The following is a 23,744-nucleotide window of genomic DNA, read 5'->3' on the forward strand; positions in this document are numbered from 1 at the left end:
CGTCAGCCCGGCGGCGGGGACGGCGCCTCGGCGCGGCTGCCCGTCGCGGCGCTGCCGGGTTCCGGCACGGCGCTGTCGGGGTAGCGCTTGCGGTACTCCGAGAGGAAGGCGGCGAGCGTCTCCGCCTTGGTCGCCCGAAGGGCTGCATCGCGGAAGGCGGCGGAGCGGGGCGCATCCGGCCGCGTCAGCATGGCGAAGGTGCGGGCATCCGCGCTCTCGGCCATCGGCCCCGCGAACTTTGCCTTCAGCCGTTCGAGCCCGAGGGATTCGCCCGCGAGTCCGTAGGCGATGCCAGCGCGGATCACGTCGGCCCGCGCGGTGTCGTCGAGCGGCTTTCCGGAACGCCATGCCGGCCCGAGGATCATCTCGTGTGCCTCGCCCGCCTCGCGCCAGCGCCGGGCCGCCCACAGGATGTCCGCCCGCAGCCGCTCGGCATCGGCGCCGGTCTCGCCTTCGACGGTCTCCAGGGCGAGATCGGTGCGGGAGAGATCCGACAAGGCGCGGGCGCGCAGCATCGCGCGGGCGCGGCGCACGTCCTCGGGCAGTTCGGGCAGGTGCGTCGCGTCGAGCGTCTGGAGCGCCTGGAGCGGCTTGCCCTCCATCAGCCGGATCGTGGCGAGCCGCGCCGAGACCGAGGAGCGGGCCGCACCCTCGAGCCGGTGATCGATCTGGTACTGCAGCAATTCGTCCGCCGACTCGAGCAGATCGAGGGCCACGAGGCGGTCGGCGAGGCGCCGCACGATCTCGTCGGCGCGCCGGCCGGCGGGCGCGAAATCCTTGAAGTCGAAATACAGCGCCAGCGCCTCGACACCGCCGAGCCGCTCGCCGCGCGCGCCCAGGAACAGATCCTCGAACACGGCCAGGGCGCGCTCGTGCAGCGCGCGGGCGATCGGCGCCTCGGGGCTGAGCGCGTTGGCGCGGCGGGCGGTGGTGAAGATCTTGCGCCAGCGCCCGGCCTCTTCGTAGAGGCCGCCGAGCGCGCCGAGCGTCCCGATCTCGGTCGGGCCGCCATGCCAGGTCAGAGCCAGAACCTCCAACTGATCGATCGCTTCGGGCAGGGGCGTCTTGCCGAGGGTATGGCCGAGGACGGCCGCCCGTAGGGTCGCCTCCGCCGCCAGCGGCCAAGGTGCTTGGTTCCGCAGCGTCTCGTAGGCCGCCAGCGCCGCCGCGCTGCGGCCGGTCGCCTCGTCCATCTTCGCCCGCAGTAAGGTCAGCCGGTCGCGGGTGTAATCGGTGGCGGCACGGGTGGCGGCGATCGATTCGCGCGTGACCGCTTCCCAGTCGCCGGTCTCGACCGCGGCCTCGGCGGCGGCGGCGTGGAACAGCGATGCGAGGGGTTCGGGGTAGCGCTCCAAGACCGATTCGCCGGCGCGCAGCGCAACGGCCGCCTCGTTCCACCGGCCGACCAGGGCGTCGGCATAGCCGCGCCAGAGCCGGGCTTCGGGATTGGTGGCGAGCCGCTCGTCGGAGAGGAGTTTGCGCGCCTCTTCGGCCCGCCCGATCCGGGCGAGCAGGACGCCGCGCATCAGCGCCGTCTGGCGGTCACCGTCGATGACCACATCCTCGGCGGCGGCGGCAGTCAGCGCACCGAGCGCCTCCACGTCGAGATCGTTGGCCATCATTGCCCGGGCGAGACCGAGACGGGCGCCGCCACGGTCGCGGCGATGGGCGTCGACGGCGGCAGCGAGTCCCTCCCGCAGCGTCGCGCGCACATCGCCGCGCTGCGCCCGCTCCCACGCGTCGCGATCGACCGCGAGTTCCGTGACCGCCCCGACGGGCGGATCGGCGGGGCGGGAGATGCCCGACACGGAGAGCCCGCCGTCGCGGCCTTCCCGTGCGCCTTCCCTTGCGCCCTCACGGCCGATCGTCACGCCGTCGAGATCCGGCCGCACGATGAGGTCGTCGGCATTGGCGAGAACGGCGAGGCCGAGCCGGCTCGGAATCAGCTCGAACTCGACGAAGCGCTGCGCCTTGACCACGCCGGCAGGGCGGCTGCCGTCGGTGGTGACGACGGCGATGCGTTCACCGTCGAGATCGAGCCAGCCGGCCGGGCCGGCCTGGGGCAGCCGCACGCTGACGCCGAGCCGGCCCTGGGCCGTCGGGGCGCGCTGCGCGGTCAGGCTCTCGCTCGGGGAAAGGCCGTCGCCGGTCGCCAGCTCCCATCCGGCGGGCTCAGTGACGGGCAGAAGATCGACGAGCCGTCCCGCGGGCGCAGTGAAGCGAAGGATGGTGAAGCCGCCGCTCCGCAGCGGCGGCGCGAGGGCGACGAGGCCCGTGGCACCGGGCGGCGGCACGACGACCGGCTCGGTCGTGGCGAAGACGAGGGTGACGATGCCGCCGCGCTCGAACAGAGCCGCCGGCACACGCTTGGCGAAGGGGAAGACGAGGCCCGAGCCCGCCTTGCGCGACACCACGGCCGGCGCGGCGGCCCGCGGCGATGCGTCGGCGCTCGACGCGGCGGGACGCGCGGCTTCTTTTGGCGCCTCCTTCGCCGCCGCGGCCGAAGCTCCGGCAGGCGGAGCGGATGACGTCGCAGTCTCGGGTGTCTTCGGCTTGGTGACGAAATCGATCGCCACGACATCTTCGTCACGCAAGGTGGCGAGTGTCACGCCCTCGGCCGGGCTCGCGACGATCCGTGCCTCGCCAGTGTCTGTCTCGACCGTGACACGGCCGAGATTCGGGTCGAGCCGGCCGCGGAGGGCGTGGTCGTCGAGGCGCCACGCCCCCGGCAGCGTCAGGCGCGTGCCGGTGCCGTCCGGGGCGAAGGCGGCCTCGGAGCCCGCCGGCAGGCGCAGGGAGAGCCGGGTGCGGGCATCGGTGCGGGCGAGTTCGAGGGTGAGCGGACGCGGCACCGGGGCCGGGTTGCGCGCCTTCAGGCTGGCCTCGGCGGCGGCAGCCCGGCGGGCGAGGTCGGCAACGACTTCGGTGGGAAGCGGCGGCAGGAAGCCGTTCCAGCTTTCCGGCAGGAGATCGATGAAGACCTGCTCGCCGGCATCCTGCACGTTGACGCGGTAGGGCCGCTGCAGGGCGAGGCGCAGGGCCGAGCCGTCGGGGTCGCGCCGCACCACGGTGACGTAGTCCGGCATCCCCGCCGCGATCCGCTCGGGACCGGCCCCCACCGCCTCGCCGAAATTGAGCACGAGGATCGCGCCCGACAGCCGCGCCTTGACGGAGACCGGCTCATCAAACGTCAGGACGATGCGGCCGAAGCCCTCCGGCGGCTGCGCGCCCTTGGCCGAGACGAGTCGGGCCGCCTCCGCCGCCGAGGTCGCGGCGCAGAGGCCGACGGCGAAGCCGGCGCGCAGGAGAGCCCTGCCCGGACGCCGCTTTGCCTGACCGGCCCGTCCCCCCATCGCCCGAAACGCCCGCCCTCACCGGCGGCCGGCCTTCGGAGGCCGGGCGCCGAACGCCACTCGTGCCGGCACTCTCGCCCAGCGCAGTGAACGGGCGCTTAAGGACGAACCTTCGTTACGAGGCCTTGCGCAGGACGAGGCCGGGGATCGCCTTGCCCTTCTCGCCGAACATCTCCTGCGCCTTACGGCAGCTCTCATCGACGTTCTTCCGGTAGGCTTCGGTGTAGCCCATGCTGCGCATGAGCAACTCGCCCTTCGAGATCGCGTCGAGATCGACGCCCATGGCGGAGACCACCGCCTTGAACCGCTCGTAATCGGGCTGCGCCTCCTTGCAGGATTCGCCGACGAAGCGGACGAGCCCAGCGAGCTTGGCGGCATTCGCCTCCTGGCGCTCCTGCGCGGTCTGCGGCGCCTTCGGGGCAGCGTCCGGAGCGGGGCTGGCGGCCTCAGGGCTGGTCTTGACGGTGTCGGGCGCGGCCGGCGACTCGGCCCCAGCGGCGAGCGGCCATGCGAACAGAATCGCGGCGGCGATCGCGAGATGCTTCATCGTGTTTCTCCCTGGGCGTCGTGCTTGATTATTATTTTGAACTTATTTTTCGTCGAACCAGCATAGCAAAGGCGCGGGCTTTGTTCTGCCCGCTTCGCGAAGCTTTGTCGAAGCGCCGGCCGCGCAGCATGTCGCGGCCGGCGCCGATCGGCGTCAGACCCGCTTGGCCGCGCGTGCCGCCATCAGCGCGAAGGCGTAGATCAGGCCGACCTCCTCGAGGCGGTCGAACCGCCCGGCGGCGCCGCCATGCCCGGCCTCCATGTTGATCTTCATGAGGACCGGGCCGCCGCCGGTCATGGTGGCGCGCAGCCGCGCCACCCATTTGGCGGGCTCCCAATAGGTCACGCGCGGATCGGTGAGGCCGCCGAGCGCGAAGATCGCGGGATAGGTTTTGGCGGCGACGTTGTCGTAGGGCGAATAGGACAGGATCGTCTTGAAGGCCTCTTCGCTCTCGGCCGGGTTGCCCCATTCGGGCCATTCCGGCGGCGTCAGCGGCAGGTCCGCGTCGAGCATGGTGTTGAGCACATCGACGAAGGGCACGTCGGCGACGATGCCGGCAAACAGCTCCGGCGCGAGGTTGGCGGCCGCCCCCATCAGCATGCCGCCCGCGCTGCCGCCATGGGCGACGATCCGCCCCTGCGCGGTGTAGCCCGCATCGATCAGCGCCCGGCCGCAGGCGACGAAATCGGTGAAGGTGTTGGGCTTCTTCTCGCGCTTGCCCTCGAGATACCAGTTCCATCCCTTCTCGGTCCCGCCGCGGACATGGGCGATGGCGTAGACGAAGCCGCGATCGACGAGGCTGAGCAGGTTGGTGCGAAAGCCCGCCGGCATCAGTGTACCGTAGGAGCCGTAGCCGTAGAGCAGCAGCGGCGCCGAGCCGTCGAGGGCGAGCCCGCGGCGGTGCAGCAATGAGATCGGCACGCTCTCGCCGTCGGGCGCGGTCGCGAACAGGCGCCGGGTGACGTAGTCGGCGGGCTCGTGGCCGCTCGGCACGCTCTGGCGCTTGCGCAGGATGCGGGCGCGGGTGACGCAATCGTAGTCGTAGGTCTCGGCCGGCGTCGTCATCGACGAGTAGCTGAAGCGGATGCGCGCCGTCTCGAACTCGTAACCCGGCAGAAGCCCGAGCGAATAGGCTTCCTCGGCGAAGGAGACGGTGTGCTCCTCACCCTTCATGTCGCGCACGACGATGCGCGGCAGGGCGTTCTCCAGTTCGAGCCGCACGAGGTGGTTACCGAGCACGTGCAGGTGCCGGATCATCACGCCGGGCCGATACGGCACGGCGTCCTGCCAGTTCTCCCGCGCCGTCGCGTCGAGGGGGCAGGTGACGATCTTGAAGTCCACCGCCCCGTCGGCATTCGTCAGGATGACAAGATACAAGCCCCAGTGCTCGACCGAGTAGATCAGCCGCTCCTCACGCGGCGCGACGCAGGCCAGCGCGCCCTCGTCATCGGCCCGGTCGAGCAGATGGACTTCCGCCGTCTCGTGGTCACTCGCGGTGACGGTGAGGTAGGTGCCCGACTGGGTGCGGCCGATATTCACGAAGAAGCCTGGATCGGGCTCCTCATAGACGGTCGTGTCCTGCGCCTGATCGGTGCCGAGGCGGTGGCGCATGACGCGGGCCGGACGGTGGTTCTCATCGAGCGCCACGTAGAAGAAGGCGGTGCCGGCCGCGTTCCAGACCGCCTCGCCCGCGGTCGATTCGACCTGCTCCGGGCGGTCCTCGCCGGTGTCGAGATCGCGCACGCGGATGGTGTGGAGTTCCGAACCCTTGGTGTCGACGCCCCAGGCGAGCAGGCGGTGGTCGTCGGAATGGGCAGCACCCGCGATCTCGAAGAAGGCGAGCCCCTCCCCTTCCCGGTCGCCATCGAGCAAAATCTGCTCGCCGATCTCGCCATCCTCCGGCTCCTCGGCGATGCGGTGGACGGTGCGCGGACGGCGGCAGATCAGCGGATGCTGCCCGCCCTCGCGGTGGCGGGAGTAATAGGCAAAGGGTCCGTCGGGTTCGGGCACCGAGGCATCGTCCTCGCGGATGCGCCCGCGCATCTCGGCGACCAGGGTTTTGCGCAGGTCGGCAGCGTCGCTCAGCGCCGCCTCGGCATAGGCGTTCTCGGCCTCGAGATAGGCGCGGATGTCGGGGGCAAGGGCCGACGGGTCCTTCAGCACCGCGCGCCAGTTCTCGGCCTTCAGCCACGCAAACGGGTCTTCGACGCGCCGTCCGAAGAGCTCGAAGACGTGGGGGCGCGTCTCGGCAACGGGCGCCTCGGGCGGCAGGGCGAAGGGGGGTGGCTCGAAGGTCATCGCCGGACTCCGGTGGGAACGCTTGGCTGGCAACGTTTGGATAGACGCGTCAGATATCAGGCGGTGTGCCGTGCGACGGCCGTGGCCGCAAGGCTGGCAAACGAGCCGCCCCTTCGTCGCACCCTCGCCGCGACGCGAGAGCGATGAGGGCGGGCGGGCCGCCGCCCCGGAAGCGATGTCGAGCATTCACGACAAATTGCGCACGTCCCAGATCGCGAGGAATCCGTTCAGTTGTGCATACCGGCCCCGTCTTGCAGGTCTAATTTGGATGTTCTAGGTAGAACCCGTGACTGCGGGGGCGTCACGCCAAACCGAAATCAAGCGGCACCACTGCACAGGCCGATAGGTACCTGTCCGTTTCCGTCTTCGCACAGGATGATGGACCGGATCGATTGCGCGCGATGCACCGCCAAGGGACAACCACGAACATGAACGAAACCGAGACGCCGGTCGATTACGTCGCTCTCACGGCCGACATCGTCGCCGCCTATGTGAGCAACAATCCGGTGCCGGCCGCCGAACTTGCCGGTCTGATCGGCAACATCCACGGCGCCCTGATCCAGGTCGGAACGGGCCGGGCCGCCGCGCCGCAGCCCGTGGCCCAGGAGGCGCTTCAGCCGGCCGTGCCGATCAAGAAGTCGATCCAGCCGGACTATCTCGTCTGCCTGGAAGACGGGCGGACCTTCAAGTCGCTGAAGCGGCACCTGCGCGCCAAATACAACCTCTCCCCCGAGCAGTATCGCGCCAAGTGGGGCCTCTCGCCCGACTACCCGATGGTGGCGCCGAACTATGCCAAGGCCCGCTCCGACCTCGCTAAGGCGATCGGCCTCGGCCAGGTGCGGCCCGGCTACGACGCGGCCGCCTAAGGTTTCTCCCGGCCCGGCCCTCACGCGAAGCCCGTTGCGCCGCCCTGTTCAGGGCCGGCGCAGCGGCGGCTCATGCGGGTGGAGATTGACGAATCGGGTTATCAACAACAAAGTCGTGGAACGGCACAACTTCTGCTGCATTGCCCCCACATGAGCGACGACAGCCCCTCCGAACAACTTGCCAAGACCAATGAAGCGCTCGCAGAGTGGGCAGCCCGCTCTGCCTGCGACAGTGACCGTCTGATCGATCGCTTCGAGCAGATGGGATACGCGGTGCGCGGCAAGTCCGAGGACGAGATCGCCGAGATCCTCAAGAAGCCGCCGACGAAGCCGTCCCAGGCCTAAAACCGCCGGAAACCGGCAGCGTGACGGTGCAACCAGAGGCGGCATCAAAGTCTGTCAAGACTTGTATTAGGACGATTTTCCCTTAGCCTCCCGTAGCGGTTCCGGTTCGGGTGGTACGATGTCAAAAGAACAAAACATGAACAAAACGGGCGGTCTCGGACGCGAGGCCGAACGTCTGCTGGCGGCGCTGGCGCCCGAAGGTGCCTACGCCTTCCCCGATCCGAGTGCGCCGGAAACGCTGATCGTGCGCAGCGGCGGACGCGGGGTGTCGCTGGGTGCCGGGCGTTTCCCGGTACGGGCCGGCGAAGCGCTGGTCGCGGCGGATCTCGCATCGCGGGACGACGGGCGGCGCAACCGGCTGGTCATCGGGGCGGCCGGGCGCGCGCGTTTGCGGCGGGCGGAAATCGGCGGGCCGGACAGCTTCCGGATGCAGCATCTCGCCGTGGTCCGGGAAGGCACGGGCGATGGGGAACGCGTGCGGGACACGGCGGAGAGCCCGCTGGCCTGGATGGCGCGGCGGCGCGGGCGCGACGGGGAGCCGATGATCGATGCGGCCGCCTTCGCAGCGGGGGAGCGACTGCGCCACGACCTCGCCTCGGCGCAGATGATGCCGCAACTCTCGACCGACTGGACTGCCCCGCGGGTCGATGGCGGCGGGCCGCGCGATCCGAGTTCGGGCTCCGACCGGGTCATCGCCGCGCGCCAGCGGGTGGATCTTGCGCTGGCGGCGGTGGGCTCGGATCTGTCGGGGCTTCTGATCGACCTGTGCGGCTTTCTCAAAGGCCTCGAGCGGATCGAGGCGGAGCGGCGCTGGCCGGCCCGTTCCGCCAAGGTGGTAGCCCGGATCGCTCTCGGACGGCTCGCCGAGCATTATGGCCTCGCACGCGAGGCGACGGGGCCGGAGCGGGCCCGCACCCGCGCTTGGCGCCTCAAGACGGACCAGCCGCCGGCCTCGTCCTGAGACCCTTCCGCCCGCCGCCGTCAGATCTTGCGGCGGGTCAGTTCAGCGTCTGAAGGCGGCCCGCATCCTTCCGGATGCGGTCCACCATCGCGCGCACGCCGTTCGAGCGCTTCGACGTGATGTGCGAGCCGAAATCGAGACGCTTGAGCAAGTCGAAGCCGTCGGCCTTGATCGCTTCGTCGGGCGTCTTCCCCTCGTAGAGCGCCACCATCAACGCCACGAAGCCCTTCACGATGTGGGAATCGCTGTCGCCTTCGAGCTTCAGCGCCGGGTGGCCCGCCTCGTCCTTCAGCGACACGTCGATCCACACCTGGCTCTCGCAGCCGGAGACGCGGTTGTCCTCGACCTTCGCCGCTTCTGGCATTTTCGGCATCAGCTTACCGAGTTCGATGACATACTCGTAGCGATCCATCGGATCGTCGAGGATCTCGAAGTTCTCGATGATGGTGTCGAGGTCGGGAAGCATGGCACTCGCGTTCAGGCGCGTCTGGGAATCGAACCCGATATAGCGATCGCAGGCCGAGGCCGCGAGGCACCCGCCTGCGCCGATTGTATCAGCTCAGTGAGGGCGAGATCGTCGGGGCCACGTCGGCGCGAACCTCGGGCAGCTGCAGATGGAGCGGATCAGCCTCGGTCGCAGTGCCACAGACCGCGATCTCGGCCTGCGCCGCGTAGGCCGCGATGAGACGGGGGCCGAGCTTCGGCACCCCCTCACGTCCCGCGGCCGCAGCCTCGCCGGCCCCGGAGATCACCGAGAGGCGCACCGGCGCGCCGGCTGGGGCATCGATGCGGATGGAGATGCCGCAGGTCACCGTCTCCGTCGTGGCATCGAGACATTCCGCGACGACCTCGGCCACGATCATGCCGAGCGCGTTGGCGGTGCGCGGCTCGACCAGGCTCGTCCCGTCTCCCTCGACCGTCACGCCGATCCGCCCGGCCCGGCGCAACTGTCCGAGTCCGGACGCGAGGCGGTGCAGATAGTCGCGCAGATCGATCGAGGCGATGTGCGGTGCCTCGTGCAGATGCTGCTGCACCAGCGCGATCGCCCGCACCCGCTGACCCAGGGCATCGAAGCTGCCACGGCAGGCCTCGGGCGCGGCGCGGCCGTAGAGGCCGATCAAGCTCACCATCACCTGAAGATTGTTGCGCACCCGGTGATAGATTTCTGCGAGCAGCGTCTCCTTCTCGACCAAGGCGTGCTCGGCATGCTCCTCGGCGTTCTTCCGATCGGTGATGTCGAAGCACGAGCCGAGATAGCCGTGGAAGACGCCGTTCTCCTCAAGCGGACGGCCGGTATCGAGAAGCCAGCGATAGGCCCCGTCGTGACGGCGCAGCCGAAACTCCACGGTGAAGGGAAGGCGCGACTCGACGGCCTTCTCGACGATCTCGGCGTGCCGCTTGAAATCGTCCGGGTGCACGCCGCCGCGCCAACCGTCGGCGATCTCCTCTGCGAGCGGGCGGCCGGTGAACTGGAGCCAGCACTCATTGTGATAGGTCGAGCGCCCGCTCTCATCCGTACGCCACATCATCAGCGGTACGTGGTCGGCGAACCGGCGAAAGCCGTCGCCGAGGTCGAACGGGGTGTCCGCCCCATGATTCCCCGAAAGTCCGCCCTGTGGCGTGTCAGCACCCATACCGCTCGTCTGTTCGCTTATCGCAGCCTGGAAACGACGTTCTCTTCGCGCCGGTCAACGTGCGCGGTGTTGGGCCGTTCCGGGCCTTCCACAAGTCGATGTGTCCTGTCGGCCGGAAAAGCCTTCGTTACAAGCCACGGTGAGACCAAGTTTCACGAAAGCTCCATCATCTCGCGGATGCGCGCGGCGAGCCGTTCGACCGGAAACGGCTTGGTGATCATCTGCATGTCCGGATCGAGCGGGCCCCCGCCGAACGTCGCGTTCTCGGCGTACCCCGTCATGAACAGCACCCTCAGTTCGGGCCGCAGGGTGCGGGCGTGGTCTGCGAGTTGGCGCCCGTTGAGGCCGGGCAGGCCGACATCGGTGACCAGAAGATCGATCCGGGCGGAGGATCGCACGATCTCCAGGCCGGACGGCCCGTCCGGTGCCTCGATCGCGCGGTAGCCGAGCTCGCGCAGCACTTCCACGACGAGGTCGCGCACCACCAGCTCGTCCTCGACCACGAGGACCGTCTCGTTCCGCTCCGAACGCGCCGGCTCGGGCGGTAAGGCCGACGCGCGCTCAGACGACAGCGCACCACGGTAGCGGGGCAGACAGATCGTCACCGTCGTTCCCCGGCCGGGCTCGGACAGGATCCGGGCATGTCCCTCCGACTGGCGGGCGAAACCGTAGATCATCGACAGGCCGAGACCAGTCCCCATGCCGAGGGGCTTGGTCGTGAAGAACGGCTCGAAGGCCCGGGCCGCGACCTCCGGCGGCATGCCGTGGCCCGTATCGGTGACGCGGATGCAGACATAGGCACCTTCGCGGGCGCCCGAATGCAGGCGGAGATCGGCGGGCCCGAGATGGGCATTGCTGGTCTCGACCACGAGCCGGCCGCCCTCCGGCATGGCGTCGCGCGCGTTGATGGCGAGATTGAGCACCGCGTTCTCGAGCTGGTGCGGATCGCAGAGGGTGGGCCAGACGCCCTCCGTCGCGACGATATCGAGATGGACCTGCTCGGGGAGCGCGCGCCGCAGCATCTCCTCCATGCCGGCCAGCAGCACATTCACATCGACGGGCTTTTGTTCGAGCGGCTGGCGCCGGGCGAAGGCGAGCAGGCGATGGGTCAGCGACGCGGCCCGGTGCGCCGAGGTGAGGGCCGCCCCGGCATAGCGCTCCAGGGTGTCGATCCGGCCCTGGGCGATGCGGGTCTGCATCAGGTCGAGCGAACCGATGATGCCCGTCAGTAGGTTGTTGAAGTCGTGGGCGATGCCGCCGGTCAACTGGCCGACCGCTTCCATCTTCTGCGCCTGCCGCAATTGCTCCTCGGCAAGCCGCTGGTCGGTGATGTCGCGGCCGACGATATGGAAGCAGCCGCTCTCGGGCACCGCCGTCCACATGACCGTGCGGCGGCGTCCGTCCTTGCTGAGGATGCGATCGACGAAATCGGTGATCTGGTCGCTCCCGGCGAGCCGGGCCAGCACAGCACCGGTGCCGGCATGGTCCTCGGGGTCGATGAAATCGAGGAAGGGGCGTTCGAGCAGCTCCTGCTCGCTCCAGCCGAGCAGGCGCCCCCAGGCCGGATTGACGCTGCGGAGATGGCCGTCGAGGCCGGCCGTCCCCATCAGGTCATTGGTGGTCTGCCAGAGGCGGTCGCGCTCGCGCGTACGCTCGCCGACCTCGCGCTCCAGCATCGCCTCGATGCGCTTGGCATCCGAGATGTCGGTGACGAACAGGTAGGCCCCGTCGGTCGAGCCGTCCGGCATCGGTCGCGGCAGGTAGCGGATGTCGGCGATACGCGGGCTGCCGTCCCGGCGCGGCCAGGCCCGCTCGGCGCGCACGTCGCGGCCGGCGCGGGCGCTCTCGAAGCGTGGCCGCGCCTCGGCGAAATCCGCAGGCCCGATCAGCGCGGCGAGCGTCTGCCCGACCGACTCCGCCGGGGCGGCGCCGAACCAGTCGGCGCTGGCGGCATTGGCGAAGCGGCACACGCCGTCCGCATCGAACAGGGCGATGAGGACCGGCAGCGAATCGGCGATCAGGCGCAGTTCGCGGGCGTTGGCGCGCTCGGCCTGCTCCGCGCGGGCGCGCTCGGCGGCATGGCCGACGCGCTGGGCGACATCCTCGACCAGCCCGATCTCCTCGGCACGCCAGACCCGCGGCTTCGGCTCGTGCAGGTAGAGGATCGCCCGCAACCGCCCCTCGCGGATCAGCGGGACGACGACGAGAGAGCGGCAGCCGATCGAATCCCACGTCGCCGCATAATCGTGCCCGGCCCGCGGGTCGGCGTAGCAATCCTCCACCACGAGGGTGAGCCCGGCCCGCAATTCCGCGATCACCGCCGGGCCGAATCCGTCGAGGATGCGCGATGCGCCCGCGAGGCTCGGCACCGACGGGTCGCGGGTCCAGTCGCGCTCGACCCGTACGATCTCGCCGGTCTCGTCGATCTCGCCGTAGCCGGCCCGCGCCACGCCGATATGGGCGCCGAGCGTCGCGGCCGCGGCCAGCGTCACCGCCTGCGGCTCGTCCGCCTCCCGCAGCCGGTCGTTAAGGCCGAGCAGGAAGGCTTGGCGTTCTTCGGCGAGCTTGCGGTCGTGGATATCGGTGCAGGTGCCGAACCAGCGGACGATCCGCCCATCCGCATCGCGCACCGGCTGTGCCCGGCCGAGCACCCAGCGGTAGAGGCCGGAGCGGTGCCGCAGGCGATACTCGATCTGGTAGTTTTCACCCGTGGCGAGGGCGTGCTGCCATGCCGCCCAGGCCCGCTCGCGGTCATCGGGATGGAACATCCCGTTCCAGGCCTCGCCGTCGGTCGTGCCGGCGGGGACGCCGGTGAAGGCGTACCAGCGCTCGTTATAGAAGTCGTGGTAGCCGTCGGGCCGCGTCGACCAGATCATCTGATCGACCGAATTGATGATGCCGCGGAAACGGTCCTGGCTGTCGCGGAGCGCCTGCTCGATGCGCTTGCGCTCGGTGATGTCGAAGCTGACGCCGGGGAAGTGGCGCGGCGTCCCATCCTCGCCGAGAGTGCAGCGACCCTGGGCGGCGACCCAGCGGATGCTGCCATCGCCCTGAACGAGGCGGTACTCCGCATCGAACTGCCCGCCCGTGCCGAACACCGCCCCGATGCTCGCTTTCAGGCTTGGCAGGTCGTCGGGGTGCACCCCGGAAAAGAATGCGGCGATGGGCGCCCCGGCCGCCGCCATCTCCGGATCGACGCCGTAGAGCGCGGCAAAGCGCGGATCGGCGGTGACGCGATCGGCCGCGACGTCCCAATCCCAGATGCCGATACTGCCTCCGGCCGAGAGCGCCATCTCCAGGCGCTCGTCGCTGCGGCGACGCGCGCGCTCGGCCAGCACCTCGGCAGTCGTTTCCGCCGTGACGCAGATCATGCCGTTGATGCGGCCCGCATCGTCGCGCACCGGCGAATAGGTGAAGCTCCACCAGCTCTCCTCGGGCACCCCGTAGCGGTCCATGAGGAGCGGCAGGTTGCGCTGGGCCACGCTTTCGCCGCGCAGAGCGGCATCGACCAGCGGGCCGATATCCTCCCACAGGTCGGCCCAGATCTCGCGAAAGCGCGCACCCAGGGCCCGGCGCAAGCGGTCGCCGAAGACCGGCCGGTAGGCATCGTTGAAGAAGGAAATCCCCTCGGGTCCCCACGCGAGGAACATCGCGGCCGGGCAGGCCAGCATCGTCGCCAGCGTCGTGCGGAGGGAGACCGGCCATTCCTCCAGTGGGCCGAGCGGCGTGTCCGACCAGGGATAGGCCAGGATCTCCCGGCCCGTCTGCCCGCCCTCCTCGAGGAAGCGCAGGGACGTCGGCACGCCCTCGCCGTTGCGCATTCGGGTCATCGAACGACCTTCCGCCGGCCTTGAACGCGATCTGAACCGGGGGCGGGCACGGCGGCTGCGGACCGATGGGACAGAGAGGGCTCCCTCGCAGATATGTCCCTTGCGACAGGTTGTATCCGAGAAGGCTGGTGAGGGCTGTGCATCCGATTCTTGCGGCGGATCAATGCGGAACCCGCAGAAACACGCTTTGTGAGCCTTCGATCGGACACGGGCATCGGGCAGACGATTCCGACATGACGGACATGACACACAACAAATGTGGTATTCGCTGCGTCGCCGAAAACGGAACCTGCATCATCACCCACGAAACCTAGTCCTTTTTTGCATTGCAATAAGTTCGAACGATCGTAATCAGCCGTTCGGCTCATGAAATGTCGTCGAAGTGCTTGCCTCATGCGGCGAGACGTGCATTCTACCCCTCGTCCGTATCAGACCCGGCGAGAGAGCCCAGTTCGGCCCAACATGCCGTTCATGGCGTCGAGGAGCGACCGCCCCCGGAAGCTTCGAGGCACAATCCCGCAAGGGTTGGACGATCTGGAGGGTGGCGCTTCGGCACCGCTCCGAAGGACCTTCCAAACCGGCCGAGGCGCCGGGAGGTCCCCAGGAACCCATGACAGAGGGGGGCACGAAGTGCTGGCAGCGGGCATTTCGAATGCCCGGACGTCGTGGGGAGCCTGATGAACACGGACGATTTCGCCTACGATTTCGACGCGCCCGATTCGGACTGGAACTACGAGCCGTCGCGGGCCGATCTGTTCCGGCAGATCGACGCGCCACTCTATACCACTGATTCCAACGGCTGGCTGACCTACTACAACGAAGCCGCCGCACAGCTTTGGGGATTCCGCCCCGTGATCGGCAAGGCGCGCTGGTGCGGCGCTTGGCGGCTGTTCGAGGCGGACGGCGCGCCGCTGCCGCACGACCTGTCGCCGATGGCGCTCACCCTCAAAGGCGCGCGCCCAGTGCGCGGCGTCCAGATCGGCCTCGAACGGCCGGACGGAAGCCGGATGGCGTTCCTGCCTTACCCGACGGCGTTGCGCGACGGGACGGGCGCCGTGGTGGGGGGATGCAACATCCTCCTCGCCGTCGAGCGCTCAAGCCTGCGCGTTCCGCTCCGCGGGGCGCTCCAGGGCCGGCCGACGCTTCGGGCCGCCCAACTTGCGAGCATGCACAGATGTTCGGCGTGAGCTTGCCGCGTCTGCCTCGGCGATCCACCTCGTTCGAGCGAAGCGATCCGCGGGATGTCTCCCCGGATCGCCTTGCCGCCTGAGGAACGTGCCGCCTGAAAAACAGGAGGAAGCCATGTCGGTCGATACCAACTGGAGCCTCGACGCCGTCCAGAGCCTGCGCAGCATGGCCCGCGAGGGCATACCCCTCTCCGTCATCAGCCTGCGGCTCAAGCGGCCGGTCGATGCGGTCTGCGCCAAGCTCGCCGAACTCGGCATCACGCCCAAGCTCGAGCTTTGACCGGACGGGCGCCGGGGCATCGCGCCCGGGCGCCCACCCGCCGGACCTACCAGGTTCCGGTGTTCTCCATGGAGGCCCACGGCTCCTGCGGGGGCTTCGCCCCGCCCTTCTGCAGGATCTCGATGGAAATGCCGTCGGGCGAGCGCACGAAGGCCATGTACCCGTCGCGCGGCGGCCGGTTGATGGTCACGCCCGCATCCTTCAGCCGCTGGCAGAAGGCGTAGATGTCATCGACCTGATAGGCGAGGTGCCCGAAGTTGCGCCCGCCGGAATAGGTCTCGGGATCCCAATTGTAGGTCAGCTCGATCAGCGGCGATTTCGTCGCCTCGGCCCGCTCGACATCCCCCGGAGCGGCGAGGAAGACGAGGGTGAAGCGGCCCTTCTCATTCTCGACGCGCCGGACCTCCTTGAGCCCGAAGGCATCGACGTAGAAGGCGAGCGCGCGGTCGAGGTCCGCCACGCGAACCATCGTGTGCAAGTATTCCATGGCCACACCGGATGATGACAGGGATGTCCGGCTATCTGGCCCGGCACGCAAACCCGTCAACGGGGCGACCGATCAGGCTCCCGCGCGGCCAGTCAGCCAGCGGCGGCCAAACGGCCGTTCGACCGGCGGCGCCCGCCGGATTCGACCGGACTGCCGGTGAATAACATCCATTTGAAAAAAGCTTCTCTTGTGGCAATTGCTTGATCCAATTACGATCACTATCGCGTCTCGCAAGCTTTCCGTTAAATTATAGTGACATGGCATTGAAAAATAGAAGGCATTCCTTCGCAACTGACTTGGCGTCGATGCATATTATAGCATTTAAGAGCTTTTGTTTCCCGAAATGGCAACAGCTAAGATTCGCCGCGTCCCGGCCTGCGATGATCGTCGAATCGGGCATGCCGCGACCGGGAGACGGCGCATGATTGCCGGCTCGGTCATCCGGGGGGTCGGAGAGGTCGAACACGCGACCCCCGAGCAGATCCTGGCCCATCCCGACTTTGCCGCGGCGCGCCGCGTCTTCGTCTCGGAACATGCGAAGGTCTACGAATCCGGCGTGTTTCCCGCCCAGTTCGGCGCCGATGCGGGGCGGGTGACCACCCTCGCCATCATCGTCTGTCAGCATGCCAATTACGATCCGGCGGACCGGGCGACCTGGCCGACGCTGAGCCTGCTCAAGGAGACGGTTGCCCGTTTCGGCTTCGCCAGTCCGAGGCTGATCGACAGCTTCGTCGCGCGCCTCGTGCAGACCAACTATCTCGAACTCCGGCAGCAGCCGGGGGACAGCCGCGTGCGCCTCCTGTTTCCGACCGAGCGCCTCCTGGCCTGGGATCGCGAGTGGAAGGCCGCCCACTACGCACCGCTCGATATTCTCTACCCCGATCCGGGTTTCGAACCGGCGCGGCGACGCGACTTGGACTTCCAGGCGGCCCACGCCCGATCCGCCGTCGCAGCCTTCGACGCGATCATCGCCATGATGTGGAGCAACCTCGAGATCATCGTCTTTCTCAGCAGCACGAGCGCGCTGATCATCCTGCTGACGCTCTCGGAGATGGGCGGCAGCGGCCCGGAGAGCCGCATCCGCGGATCGGATCTCGTCCATCTCGCGCCGCGCTTCGCCGTCTCCCTGAGCCATGTGCGCAACATTCTGGCCGTTGCGCAGGAGCGGAATTTCCTCGTCCGCTCGGGGCCGCGCAACGCCTACATCCACCTCACCCCGCACTGGGTGACCGCGTTCGATCGCTTCATCGCGGGCAGCCTGGCGCAGAGCGACCTGACCTACCGGCTCGCCCTTCGGCATCAGGCGAAACAGGCTGTCTCCACGGCCTGATCGATCCGCAACGGATTCCGCTCGGCAGGGATCGCCTCTAGAAGACGGGACGCTTTTCCCGACGGCGAGTCCAAACCGATGCGCACCGAGACGCCCCCGACCGTTCGCCTCGAAGACTACCGCCCGAGCGACCACCTCATCGACCGGGTCGAGCTCGACGTGCGCCTCGACCCGCACGACACCCGCGTGACCGCAACCCTGGCGCTGCGCCCGAACCCGGCGGGCCGTGCGGGCGCGCCCCTCGTTCTCGACGGCGACGACCTCACGCTGCTGGCGCTCGAACTCGACGGGCAGGCGCCGGCGCCGGACGCCGTCCGGGCCGATGCCTCGGGCCTGACGCTGCACAGGCCGCCGCAGCGTCCGTTCACCCTGCGGATCGAGACGCGGCTCGACCCCACCGCCAACACCCGGCTGATGGGCCTCTACCGCTCCAACGGCGTCTACTGCACCCAGTGCGAGGCCGACGGCTTCCGGCGGATCACCTACTTCCTCGACCGGCCGGACGTGCTGTCGGTCTACACCACCCGCATCGAGGCGGAGCGGGAGGCCGCCCCGGTCCTGCTCGGCAACGGCAATCCGGTCGAGGCGGGCACGGTGCCGGGGACGGACCGGCATTACGCGGTCTGGCACGACCCGCTGCCCAAGCCGGCCTATCTGTTCGCCCTGGTGGGCGGGCGGCTCGACCGGGTGGCCAAGCCCTTCACCACCATGGAGGGCCGCGCGGTCGAGATCGCGGTCTATGTCGAGCCGGGAAAAGCGGACCGGGCCGCCTACGCGCTGGACGCGGTGGAACGCTCCATGGCCTGGGACGAGACGGCGTTCGGCCGTGCTTACGACCTCGACCTATTCAACGTCGTGGCCGTCTCCGACTTCAACATGGGGGCGATGGAGAACAAGGGCCTCAACATCTTCAACGATAAATACGTCCTCGCCAGCCCCGAGACCGCGACCGACGGCGACTACGCCGCGATCGAAGCGATCATCGCCCACGAATACTTCCACAACTGGTCGGGCAACCGCGTCACCTGCCGCGACTGGTTCCAGCTCTGCCTCAAGGAGGGCCTGACCGTCTTCCGCGACCAGGAATTCTCCTCCGACATGCGCTCGCGCGCCGTCCACCGGATCGCCGAGGTGCGCAACCTGCGCGCCCGCCAGTTTCCCGAGGATGCCGGGCCGCTGGCCCACCCGGTGCGGCCGAAGCAATATGCCGAGATCAACAACTTCTACACGGCGACCGTCTACGAGAAGGGCGCCGAGATCGTGCGGATGCTGCGCACGCTGATCGGCGAGACCGCGTTCCGCGCCGGCATGGACCGCTATTTCGCCGACAACGACGGCACGGCCGCCACCGTCGAGGACTTTTTGAAGGCGTTCGAGGCCGTGACCGGCCGCGACCTCTCGCGCTTTGCCGAATGGTACGAGCGGCCGGGCACGCCGCGGGTCGCCGTTTCCGGCAGCTACGACCCCGCGGCCCGAACCTACCGCCTCGCCTTCCGCCAGACGCGCCCCGGCGCCGGGGCGGATGCGCCGCCCCTCGTCATCCCGATCGGCCTCGGCCTCGTCGGCCCGGATGGCCCTCTCGACGGCCCGCTCGCCCCCCCTTCGCCGAGCGGGTCGAGGACGGCGTGTTCGTGCTCGAGACCGCCGAGGATGCCGTGACCTTCGAGAATGTCGCCGCAGAACCCGTGCCATCGCTGTTCCGCGCGTTCTCCGCGCCGGTCCGCGTCGAGAGCCCCCTCGACGACGCCGCGCGCCTGACCCTGCTGCGCCACGACCCCGACAGCTTCAACCGCTGGGAGGCGGCCCAGCGCATCGCCCTCGGGCTCATGACGGCGCAGGTGCGCGACGAGACGGCCGGGGACGCGGGCGCCGACGACTTCGTCGTCGCGCTCGGCGCGTTCCTCGATGCGGAGGCCCTGCGCGACCCGGCCTTCGCCGCGCAGGTTCTGGCCCTGCCAAGCGAGGGCGACCTCGCCGACGAGATCGGAACCGAGATCGATCCGGACGCCATCTTTGCCGCGCGCCGCGATCTGCGCCGTCGCCTCGGCACGGGCCTGCGCGAGCGGCTCCTGAGCCTCCGCGAGGCTCTGGCGGAGCCGGAGGGCACCCCGTTCTCGCCCGACGCGGCCGCAGCCGGGCGGCGGGCCCTGCGCAACGCCGCCCTCGACCTGATCGCCGCCGCCGACCCGGAGGCCGGCACGGCTCTGGCGCAGGCGCAGATCGCGCAGGCGACCAACATGACCGACCGCCTCGCCGGGCTTGCCGCCCTCGCACTCGTGCCGGGCGAAGCGCGAGAGGCGGCTTTGTCCGCCTTCGCCGAGCGCTACGCAAACGAGCCGCTGGTGCTCGACAAGTGGTTCGCGATCCAAGCGATGATCCCCGAGGACGGGACGGTGGAGCGCATCCGCCGCCTTCAGGGCCACCCGGCCTTCGCCAATACGAACCCGAATCGGGTGCGCTCCCTCGTCGGCAGCTTCAGCCTCGCCAACCCCACTCAGTTCAACCGCGCGGACGGGGCCGGCTACGCCCTCGTAGCCGAGACCGTTCTGGCGCTCGACGGCACCAACCCGCAGGTCGCCGCGCGCCTGATGACCGCCTTCGGCCCCTGGCGGCGCCTCGAACCGGTGCGTCGGGCCGCGGCCGAGTCGGCCCTGCGTCGCATCGCGGCCACGCCCGGACTTTCTCGTGATGTGACCGATATCGGGACGCGAAGCTTGGCCGGCTAGTTAAGGGTCTGTTGAGGAACGCGTTTCGGCACCGTGCGGCCGTCAGCGGCCGCGCGGTGTCAATTCTCCACCCCAAAAACGGCGTGGACAAACGCCGGCCCGCGATGTCCATTGTGAATACGATTCGAAGCAGCCGACGCGGCTCAGGCCAAGGCGCCGTTTCCAAACAGTGCAGAGGTGTCGATATGTCGGGGGCGGTGTCCGCGTCCCTGTCCGCGCGCGCACGCGCGGACACGATCCTCGGGATCCAACGTACGACCGGCACTGCCCAGGCCCGCCTCATCCGGGCGGAGACGTGGCTTCGCTACGCGCTTCCGGCTCTGCTCGTCGTCTTCATGCTCACGCTACTGGGCGTGGCGGCCCTGCAGATGCGCGGGCGCCACGACGAGGCGATGCGCGTGGCCACCCGCGAGGTGGAGGCCTTCGCGCGCCTCGCGGCGCTCGCCCTGTCGAACGCATCGTCGGCCGCCGAGACGCGGCTCGAGCGTGTGCTGCCGGTCCATCTCCTGCCGGCCGGCCGCGAGGTTCTGGTGATCGGCCCCGGCGGCCGGATTCGTGCCGCCTATCCCGCGCCTGCCCCGGCCGAAACCTTCGCCGGGTATCTCGCCGACGGTGAGCCCATCGCCATCCTCGGCGAGAGCGCCGGGGCGATGACGGTGAACCTCCAGGCCGGCGGTCAGGCGGTCGTCGCGGCACGCCGCCTGGCCGACGGGATGGGCGAAGTCGCGGTCGTCCAGAGGTTCGAGCCGCTGGCCGACAATTGGTGGCGGATGTTCGGCCACCACGCGGTCTCCCTGTCGGCCATCGCCCTGGTGCTGGCGGGCATGGCCACCGCCTACATCCTGCAGACGCAGCGGGCGCAGGCGGCGGACGAGGTCTGCGATCTCGTCAAGCAGCGCCTCGACACGGCGCTCGGCCGTGGGCGCTGCGGCCTCTGGGACTGGGACATCGCCCGCGGCACGATCTTCTGGTCGGACTCGATGTACGCCCTGCTCGGCTACACGCCGGAAAAGGATCTTCTCTCCTTCGGCGACGTGAACGCCCTGCTGCACGCCGAGGACGGCGACCTCTACAGCCTCGCCCGCCACCTCGCCGCGAGCCACGCGACGGTCGATCACGAGTTCCGCATCCGCGACGCGTCCGGCGAATGGATCTGGCTGCGCACCCGCGCGGAGATCGTCGAGGATGCGGTCGACGGCAGCCGCCATCTCGTCGGCATCGCCATGGACGTCACCGAACAACGCCGTCTGGCCGAGTTCACCGCCACCGCCGACATGCGCCTGCGCGACGCGGTGGAGGCAGTCTCCGAAGCCTTCGTGCTGTGGGACGCCAGCAACCGGCTGGTGCTGTGCAACTCGAAGTTCCGCGACCTGCACGCGCTGGCCAGCGAGGATGCGGTGCCCGGCCGCCGCTACGACGAGATCATGGGCCGGGGCGCCCTCCCCCCGGTGCGCCGGGGCATTCCCGGTTCGGAACGCGGCCCGTCGCGGACCTTCGAGGTGGAGCTGACGGACGGACGCTGGCTCCAGGTCAGCGAGCGGCGGACCAAGGACGGCGGATACGTCTCGGTCGGCACCGACATCACCAGCCTCAAGCGCCACCAGGAGCAGCTCGTCACGTCGGAACGCGAGCTGATCGAGACCGTCAAGGATCTCAAGCGGTCCCGTCGCACCTTGGAAACCCAGACGCAGCAGCTCGCCGACCTCGCCGAGCGTCATCTCGACCAGAAGGCCCGCGCCGAGATCGCCAATCAGGCCAAGTCCGAGTTCCTGGCCAATATGAGCCACGAGCTGCGCACGCCGCTCAACGCCATCATGGGCTTTGCCGAGCTGATGGAGAGCGAGGTCTACGGATCGCTCGGCTCACCCCGCTACGCCGATTATTGCCGCGACATCCAGCAGAGCGGCACCTACCTGCTCTCGGTCATCGACGACATCCTGCACATGTCGCGCATCGAGGCGAAGCGGGTGAAGCTCGTGCGCCGCGACATCGACCTTGGCACGGCCCTGACCTCCGCGTTGACGCTGGTGGCCAAAGAGGCGGCGAGCAAATCCGTCTCCATCGATCTCGAACTGGCCGGCACCCTGCACGTGCTGGCCGACGAGCGGGCGCTCCAGCAGATCCTGCTCAACATCATCCAGAACGCGGTGAAGTTCACCCCGGAGCGGGGCCGCGTCGCCCTGCGCGGCCGCTCCTGCAACGGTTTCGTCCACCTGTTCATCGGCGATACCGGCATCGGCATCCCGAAGACGGCGATCTCCAAGCTCGGCCGGCCGTTCGAGCAGGTCGAGACCAACCTCACTCGCAGCTACAAGGGCTCCGGCCTCGGCCTCGCCATCGCCCGCTCCACCGCGGAGCTGCATGGCGGATCGCTGCGCATCCGCTCCGAGGAAGGGATCGGCACCCTGGTGCTGGTGCGTCTGCCTATGCCGACGCCCGAGCGCCTCGCCGAGGTCGCACGGGAGGCCGAGCGCGACACGCTCCAGGCGATCGGCGAGATGACCGGCGTGGCCCGGACTGAGGGCGACAGAATCGCGGCCCTCTGAGGATCGGCCGGGCGGGTGCGTCGCGATCCCGTGACGGGCGATGTCGATGCGGCGCGTCACCCCGAACGCTGGCACTCCGCGCGGCGAAAAGGATCTGCCACAGGCGCCGGAAGCCGACGCGGGCGCTGTACACGTAGACCGATTCGGCGCTCCGATTTCGACGCCCCGGACAGGGCCGCGTCGGGACCACTTCGTCGGAATGCGCTCTCGCCTGTCCGCAGCTCGGTCAGCTCCACGTCCGACCGTGATCGTCATGTCGTCATCGTCATGGTGGAGGATCGGTTTGGCGAGGATTGGCCCGTCCTTGGCATCCTTTCCCCGCTCGTAAGACAATAGGGCGTGGGGCAGCCGTGCCGTCGCGCCCGGCCGGCGAAGAGCCCGACCCGCCCTGCTCAAACGGAAGCCTCGATGCCCGCACCGTCCACGATCGACCTCATCGGCGCACCGATCGAGATCGGAACGAGCGAGCCCGGAGCCGTGATGGGGCCGGCGGCCCTGCGCACCGCCGGATTGCTGCGGGTGCTTCGGGATCTAGGCTTCACGGTCCGCGACCAGGGCGATCTGGACCCCGACTGCACGCCGGGCCAGCGCGATCTCCCGGCGATCCGCTCCTGGATGACCGAGATCTCGCAAGCGGTGGAAACGGCCCTGGACGGCGGAAGCCTGCCGCTCGTGGCGGGCGGCGACCACAGCCTGTCGCTCGGCTCGATCGATGGGGCGCTACGCCATTGCGGCCGCACCGGGCAGGCGGTCTTCGTGCTGTGGCTCGACGCCCATGCCGACTTCAACACCCTGGAGACATCGCCCTCCGGCAACGTCCACGGCATGCCGCTGGCCGCCCTGTGCGGCGAGCCCGGTTTCGACGACCTGTTCGACGGTGGCGAACGCCCACTCCTCGATCCGCGGCGCATCCACCTGTTCGGCCTGCGCTCGATCGATGCCGGCGAGCGGGCCATCGTCACGCAGCGGCAGGTGAACGTCATCGATATGCGGACCATCGACGAGTTCGGCGTGGTCGCGCCGCTGCGCCGCATCCTCGACCGGGTCGCGGCCGCAAACGGTTACCTGCATGTCAGCTTCGACGTGGATTTCCTCGACCCCGCCATCGCGCCGGGCGTCGGCACGACGGTGCCGGGCGGGGCAACGTTCCGCGAAGCGCATCTCATCATGGAGATGCTGTGCGATTCAGGGCTGGTCGGCTCCCTCGACGTGGTGGAGTTGAACCCCTTCCTTGACGAGCGCGGGCGCAGCGCCCGGGCGCTCGTCGAGCTGGTGGCGAGCCTGTTCGGCCGCCGCATCATCGACCGGCCGACCGAGCCGCCGCTGGAGGCGTGACCGACCTCGGCCGATGTCC

At 69.2% G+C, this 23,744-nt stretch carries 15 protein-coding genes and 1 pseudogene; 9 read left to right on the plus strand and 7 right to left on the minus strand.

Features of this window, described 5'->3' with window-relative positions:
- Positions 1-2: 2 nt before the first annotated feature.
- The 3 genes from MSPGM_RS02155 to MSPGM_RS02165 all read right to left on the minus strand — a co-directional run bounded on the left by MSPGM_RS02155 (position 3) and on the right by MSPGM_RS02165 (position 6,198).
- Entirely contained in the window at positions 3-3,353 is a 3,351-nt protein-coding gene (locus MSPGM_RS02155; RefSeq protein WP_012752075.1) for a hypothetical protein, read from the minus strand.
- Between the two features lie 115 nt (positions 3,354-3,468).
- Positions 3,469-3,900 (minus strand): hypothetical protein, encoded by a 432-nt coding sequence (locus tag MSPGM_RS02160; protein WP_003606494.1) that lies wholly within the window; start codon positions 3,898-3,900, stop codon positions 3,469-3,471.
- Positions 3,901-4,053: 153 nt separating this feature from the next.
- On the minus strand, positions 4,054-6,198 hold the full coding sequence (locus tag MSPGM_RS02165) for a S9 family peptidase (protein ID WP_261926143.1): 2,145 nt from the start codon (positions 6,196-6,198) through the stop codon (positions 4,054-4,056).
- A 428-nt stretch (positions 6,199-6,626) separates the two neighbouring features.
- Here MSPGM_RS02165 and MSPGM_RS02170 point away from each other — a divergent pair, with 428 nt between their 5' ends.
- The 3 genes from MSPGM_RS02170 to MSPGM_RS02180 all read left to right on the plus strand — a co-directional run bounded on the left by MSPGM_RS02170 (position 6,627) and on the right by MSPGM_RS02180 (position 8,370).
- Positions 6,627-7,064, plus strand: coding sequence for a MucR family transcriptional regulator (locus tag MSPGM_RS02170; RefSeq protein WP_003606492.1), 438 nt, complete (start codon positions 6,627-6,629; stop codon positions 7,062-7,064).
- Positions 7,065-7,214: 150 nt separating this feature from the next.
- The gene (locus MSPGM_RS02175) at positions 7,215-7,409 is read left to right on the plus strand and encodes a hypothetical protein (protein WP_003606491.1); all 195 of its coding nucleotides are present in this window, start codon (positions 7,215-7,217) and stop codon (positions 7,407-7,409) included.
- Positions 7,410-7,545: 136 nt separating this feature from the next.
- On the plus strand, positions 7,546-8,370 hold the full coding sequence (locus tag MSPGM_RS02180; protein WP_012752077.1) for a DUF6456 domain-containing protein: 825 nt from the start codon (positions 7,546-7,548) through the stop codon (positions 8,368-8,370).
- Between the two features lie 37 nt (positions 8,371-8,407).
- Here MSPGM_RS02180 and MSPGM_RS02185 read toward each other — a convergent pair whose 3' ends face one another.
- The 3 genes from MSPGM_RS02185 to MSPGM_RS02195 form a co-directional block, all read right to left on the minus strand.
- Positions 8,408-8,836 (minus strand): SufE family protein, encoded by a 429-nt coding sequence (locus MSPGM_RS02185; protein ID WP_003606835.1) that lies wholly within the window; start codon positions 8,834-8,836, stop codon positions 8,408-8,410.
- Positions 8,837-8,924: 88 nt separating this feature from the next.
- Entirely contained in the window at positions 8,925-10,004 is a 1,080-nt protein-coding gene (locus MSPGM_RS02190; RefSeq protein ID WP_012752078.1) for a sensor histidine kinase, read from the minus strand.
- Positions 10,005-10,156: 152 nt separating this feature from the next.
- Positions 10,157-13,834, minus strand: coding sequence for a PAS domain S-box protein (locus MSPGM_RS02195; RefSeq protein ID WP_209688001.1), 3,678 nt, complete (start codon positions 13,832-13,834; stop codon positions 10,157-10,159).
- A 677-nt stretch (positions 13,835-14,511) separates the two neighbouring features.
- Here MSPGM_RS02195 and MSPGM_RS02200 point away from each other — a divergent pair.
- Positions 14,512-15,021: a hypothetical protein gene (locus MSPGM_RS02200; protein WP_003605562.1), complete on the plus strand. Its 510-nt coding sequence runs from the start codon at positions 14,512-14,514 to the stop codon at positions 15,019-15,021.
- A gap of 115 nt (positions 15,022-15,136) precedes the next feature.
- The gene (locus tag MSPGM_RS02205) at positions 15,137-15,301 is read left to right on the plus strand and encodes a hypothetical protein (RefSeq protein WP_003605560.1); all 165 of its coding nucleotides are present in this window, start codon (positions 15,137-15,139) and stop codon (positions 15,299-15,301) included.
- Between the two features lie 46 nt (positions 15,302-15,347).
- Here MSPGM_RS02205 and MSPGM_RS02210 read toward each other — a convergent pair whose 3' ends face one another.
- Positions 15,348-15,788: a VOC family protein gene (locus MSPGM_RS02210; protein WP_003605558.1), complete on the minus strand. Its 441-nt coding sequence runs from the start codon at positions 15,786-15,788 to the stop codon at positions 15,348-15,350.
- A gap of 421 nt (positions 15,789-16,209) precedes the next feature.
- Here MSPGM_RS02210 and MSPGM_RS02215 point away from each other — a divergent pair, with 421 nt between their 5' ends.
- The 4 genes and pseudogenes from MSPGM_RS02215 to rocF all read left to right on the plus strand — a co-directional run bounded on the left by MSPGM_RS02215 (position 16,210) and on the right by rocF (position 23,725).
- Positions 16,210-17,118: a hypothetical protein gene (locus MSPGM_RS02215; RefSeq protein ID WP_012752080.1), complete on the plus strand. Its 909-nt coding sequence runs from the start codon at positions 16,210-16,212 to the stop codon at positions 17,116-17,118.
- A 78-nt stretch (positions 17,119-17,196) separates the two neighbouring features.
- A pseudogene (gene pepN / locus MSPGM_RS02220) lies at positions 17,197-19,844 on the plus strand (aminopeptidase N).
- Positions 19,845-20,029: 185 nt separating this feature from the next.
- Positions 20,030-22,390 carry a PAS domain-containing sensor histidine kinase gene (locus tag MSPGM_RS02225; protein ID WP_003604962.1) on the plus strand — a complete coding sequence of 787 codons (2,361 nt, stop codon included), beginning with the start codon at positions 20,030-20,032 and terminating at the stop codon, positions 22,388-22,390.
- A gap of 408 nt (positions 22,391-22,798) precedes the next feature.
- Positions 22,799-23,725 carry an arginase gene (gene rocF, locus MSPGM_RS02230; protein WP_003604960.1) on the plus strand — a complete coding sequence of 309 codons (927 nt, stop codon included), beginning with the start codon at positions 22,799-22,801 and terminating at the stop codon, positions 23,723-23,725.
- Positions 23,726-23,744: the final 19 nt, after the last annotated feature.

The organism is Methylorubrum sp. GM97 (assembly GCF_024347855.1).
Lineage (GTDB): Bacteria > Pseudomonadota > Alphaproteobacteria > Rhizobiales > Beijerinckiaceae > Methylobacterium > Methylobacterium extorquens.

Coding starts and splice junctions, on each gene's coding strand:
- MSPGM_RS02155 (WP_012752075.1), bottom strand. CDS start 3,353: ATGGGGGGACGGGCCGGTCAGGCAAAGCGGCGTCCGGGCAGGGCTCTC.
- MSPGM_RS02160 (WP_003606494.1), bottom strand. CDS start 3,900: ATGAAGCATCTCGCGATCGCCGCCGCGATTCTGTTCGCATGGCCGCTC.
- MSPGM_RS02165 (WP_261926143.1), bottom strand. CDS start 6,198: ATGACCTTCGAGCCACCCCCCTTCGCCCTGCCGCCCGAGGCGCCCGTT.
- MSPGM_RS02170 (WP_003606492.1), top strand. CDS start 6,627: ATGAACGAAACCGAGACGCCGGTCGATTACGTCGCTCTCACGGCCGAC.
- MSPGM_RS02175 (WP_003606491.1), top strand. CDS start 7,215: ATGAGCGACGACAGCCCCTCCGAACAACTTGCCAAGACCAATGAAGCG.
- MSPGM_RS02180 (WP_012752077.1), top strand. CDS start 7,546: ATGAACAAAACGGGCGGTCTCGGACGCGAGGCCGAACGTCTGCTGGCG.
- MSPGM_RS02185 (WP_003606835.1), bottom strand. CDS start 8,836: ATGCTTCCCGACCTCGACACCATCATCGAGAACTTCGAGATCCTCGAC.
- MSPGM_RS02190 (WP_012752078.1), bottom strand. CDS start 10,004: ATGGGTGCTGACACGCCACAGGGCGGACTTTCGGGGAATCATGGGGCG.
- MSPGM_RS02195 (WP_209688001.1), bottom strand. CDS start 13,834: ATGACCCGAATGCGCAACGGCGAGGGCGTGCCGACGTCCCTGCGCTTC.
- MSPGM_RS02200 (WP_003605562.1), top strand. CDS start 14,512: ATGAACACGGACGATTTCGCCTACGATTTCGACGCGCCCGATTCGGAC.
- MSPGM_RS02205 (WP_003605560.1), top strand. CDS start 15,137: ATGTCGGTCGATACCAACTGGAGCCTCGACGCCGTCCAGAGCCTGCGC.
- MSPGM_RS02210 (WP_003605558.1), bottom strand. CDS start 15,788: ATGGAATACTTGCACACGATGGTTCGCGTGGCGGACCTCGACCGCGCG.
- MSPGM_RS02215 (WP_012752080.1), top strand. CDS start 16,210: ATGATTGCCGGCTCGGTCATCCGGGGGGTCGGAGAGGTCGAACACGCG.
- MSPGM_RS02225 (WP_003604962.1), top strand. CDS start 20,030: ATGTCGGGGGCGGTGTCCGCGTCCCTGTCCGCGCGCGCACGCGCGGAC.
- rocF (WP_003604960.1), top strand. CDS start 22,799: ATGCCCGCACCGTCCACGATCGACCTCATCGGCGCACCGATCGAGATC.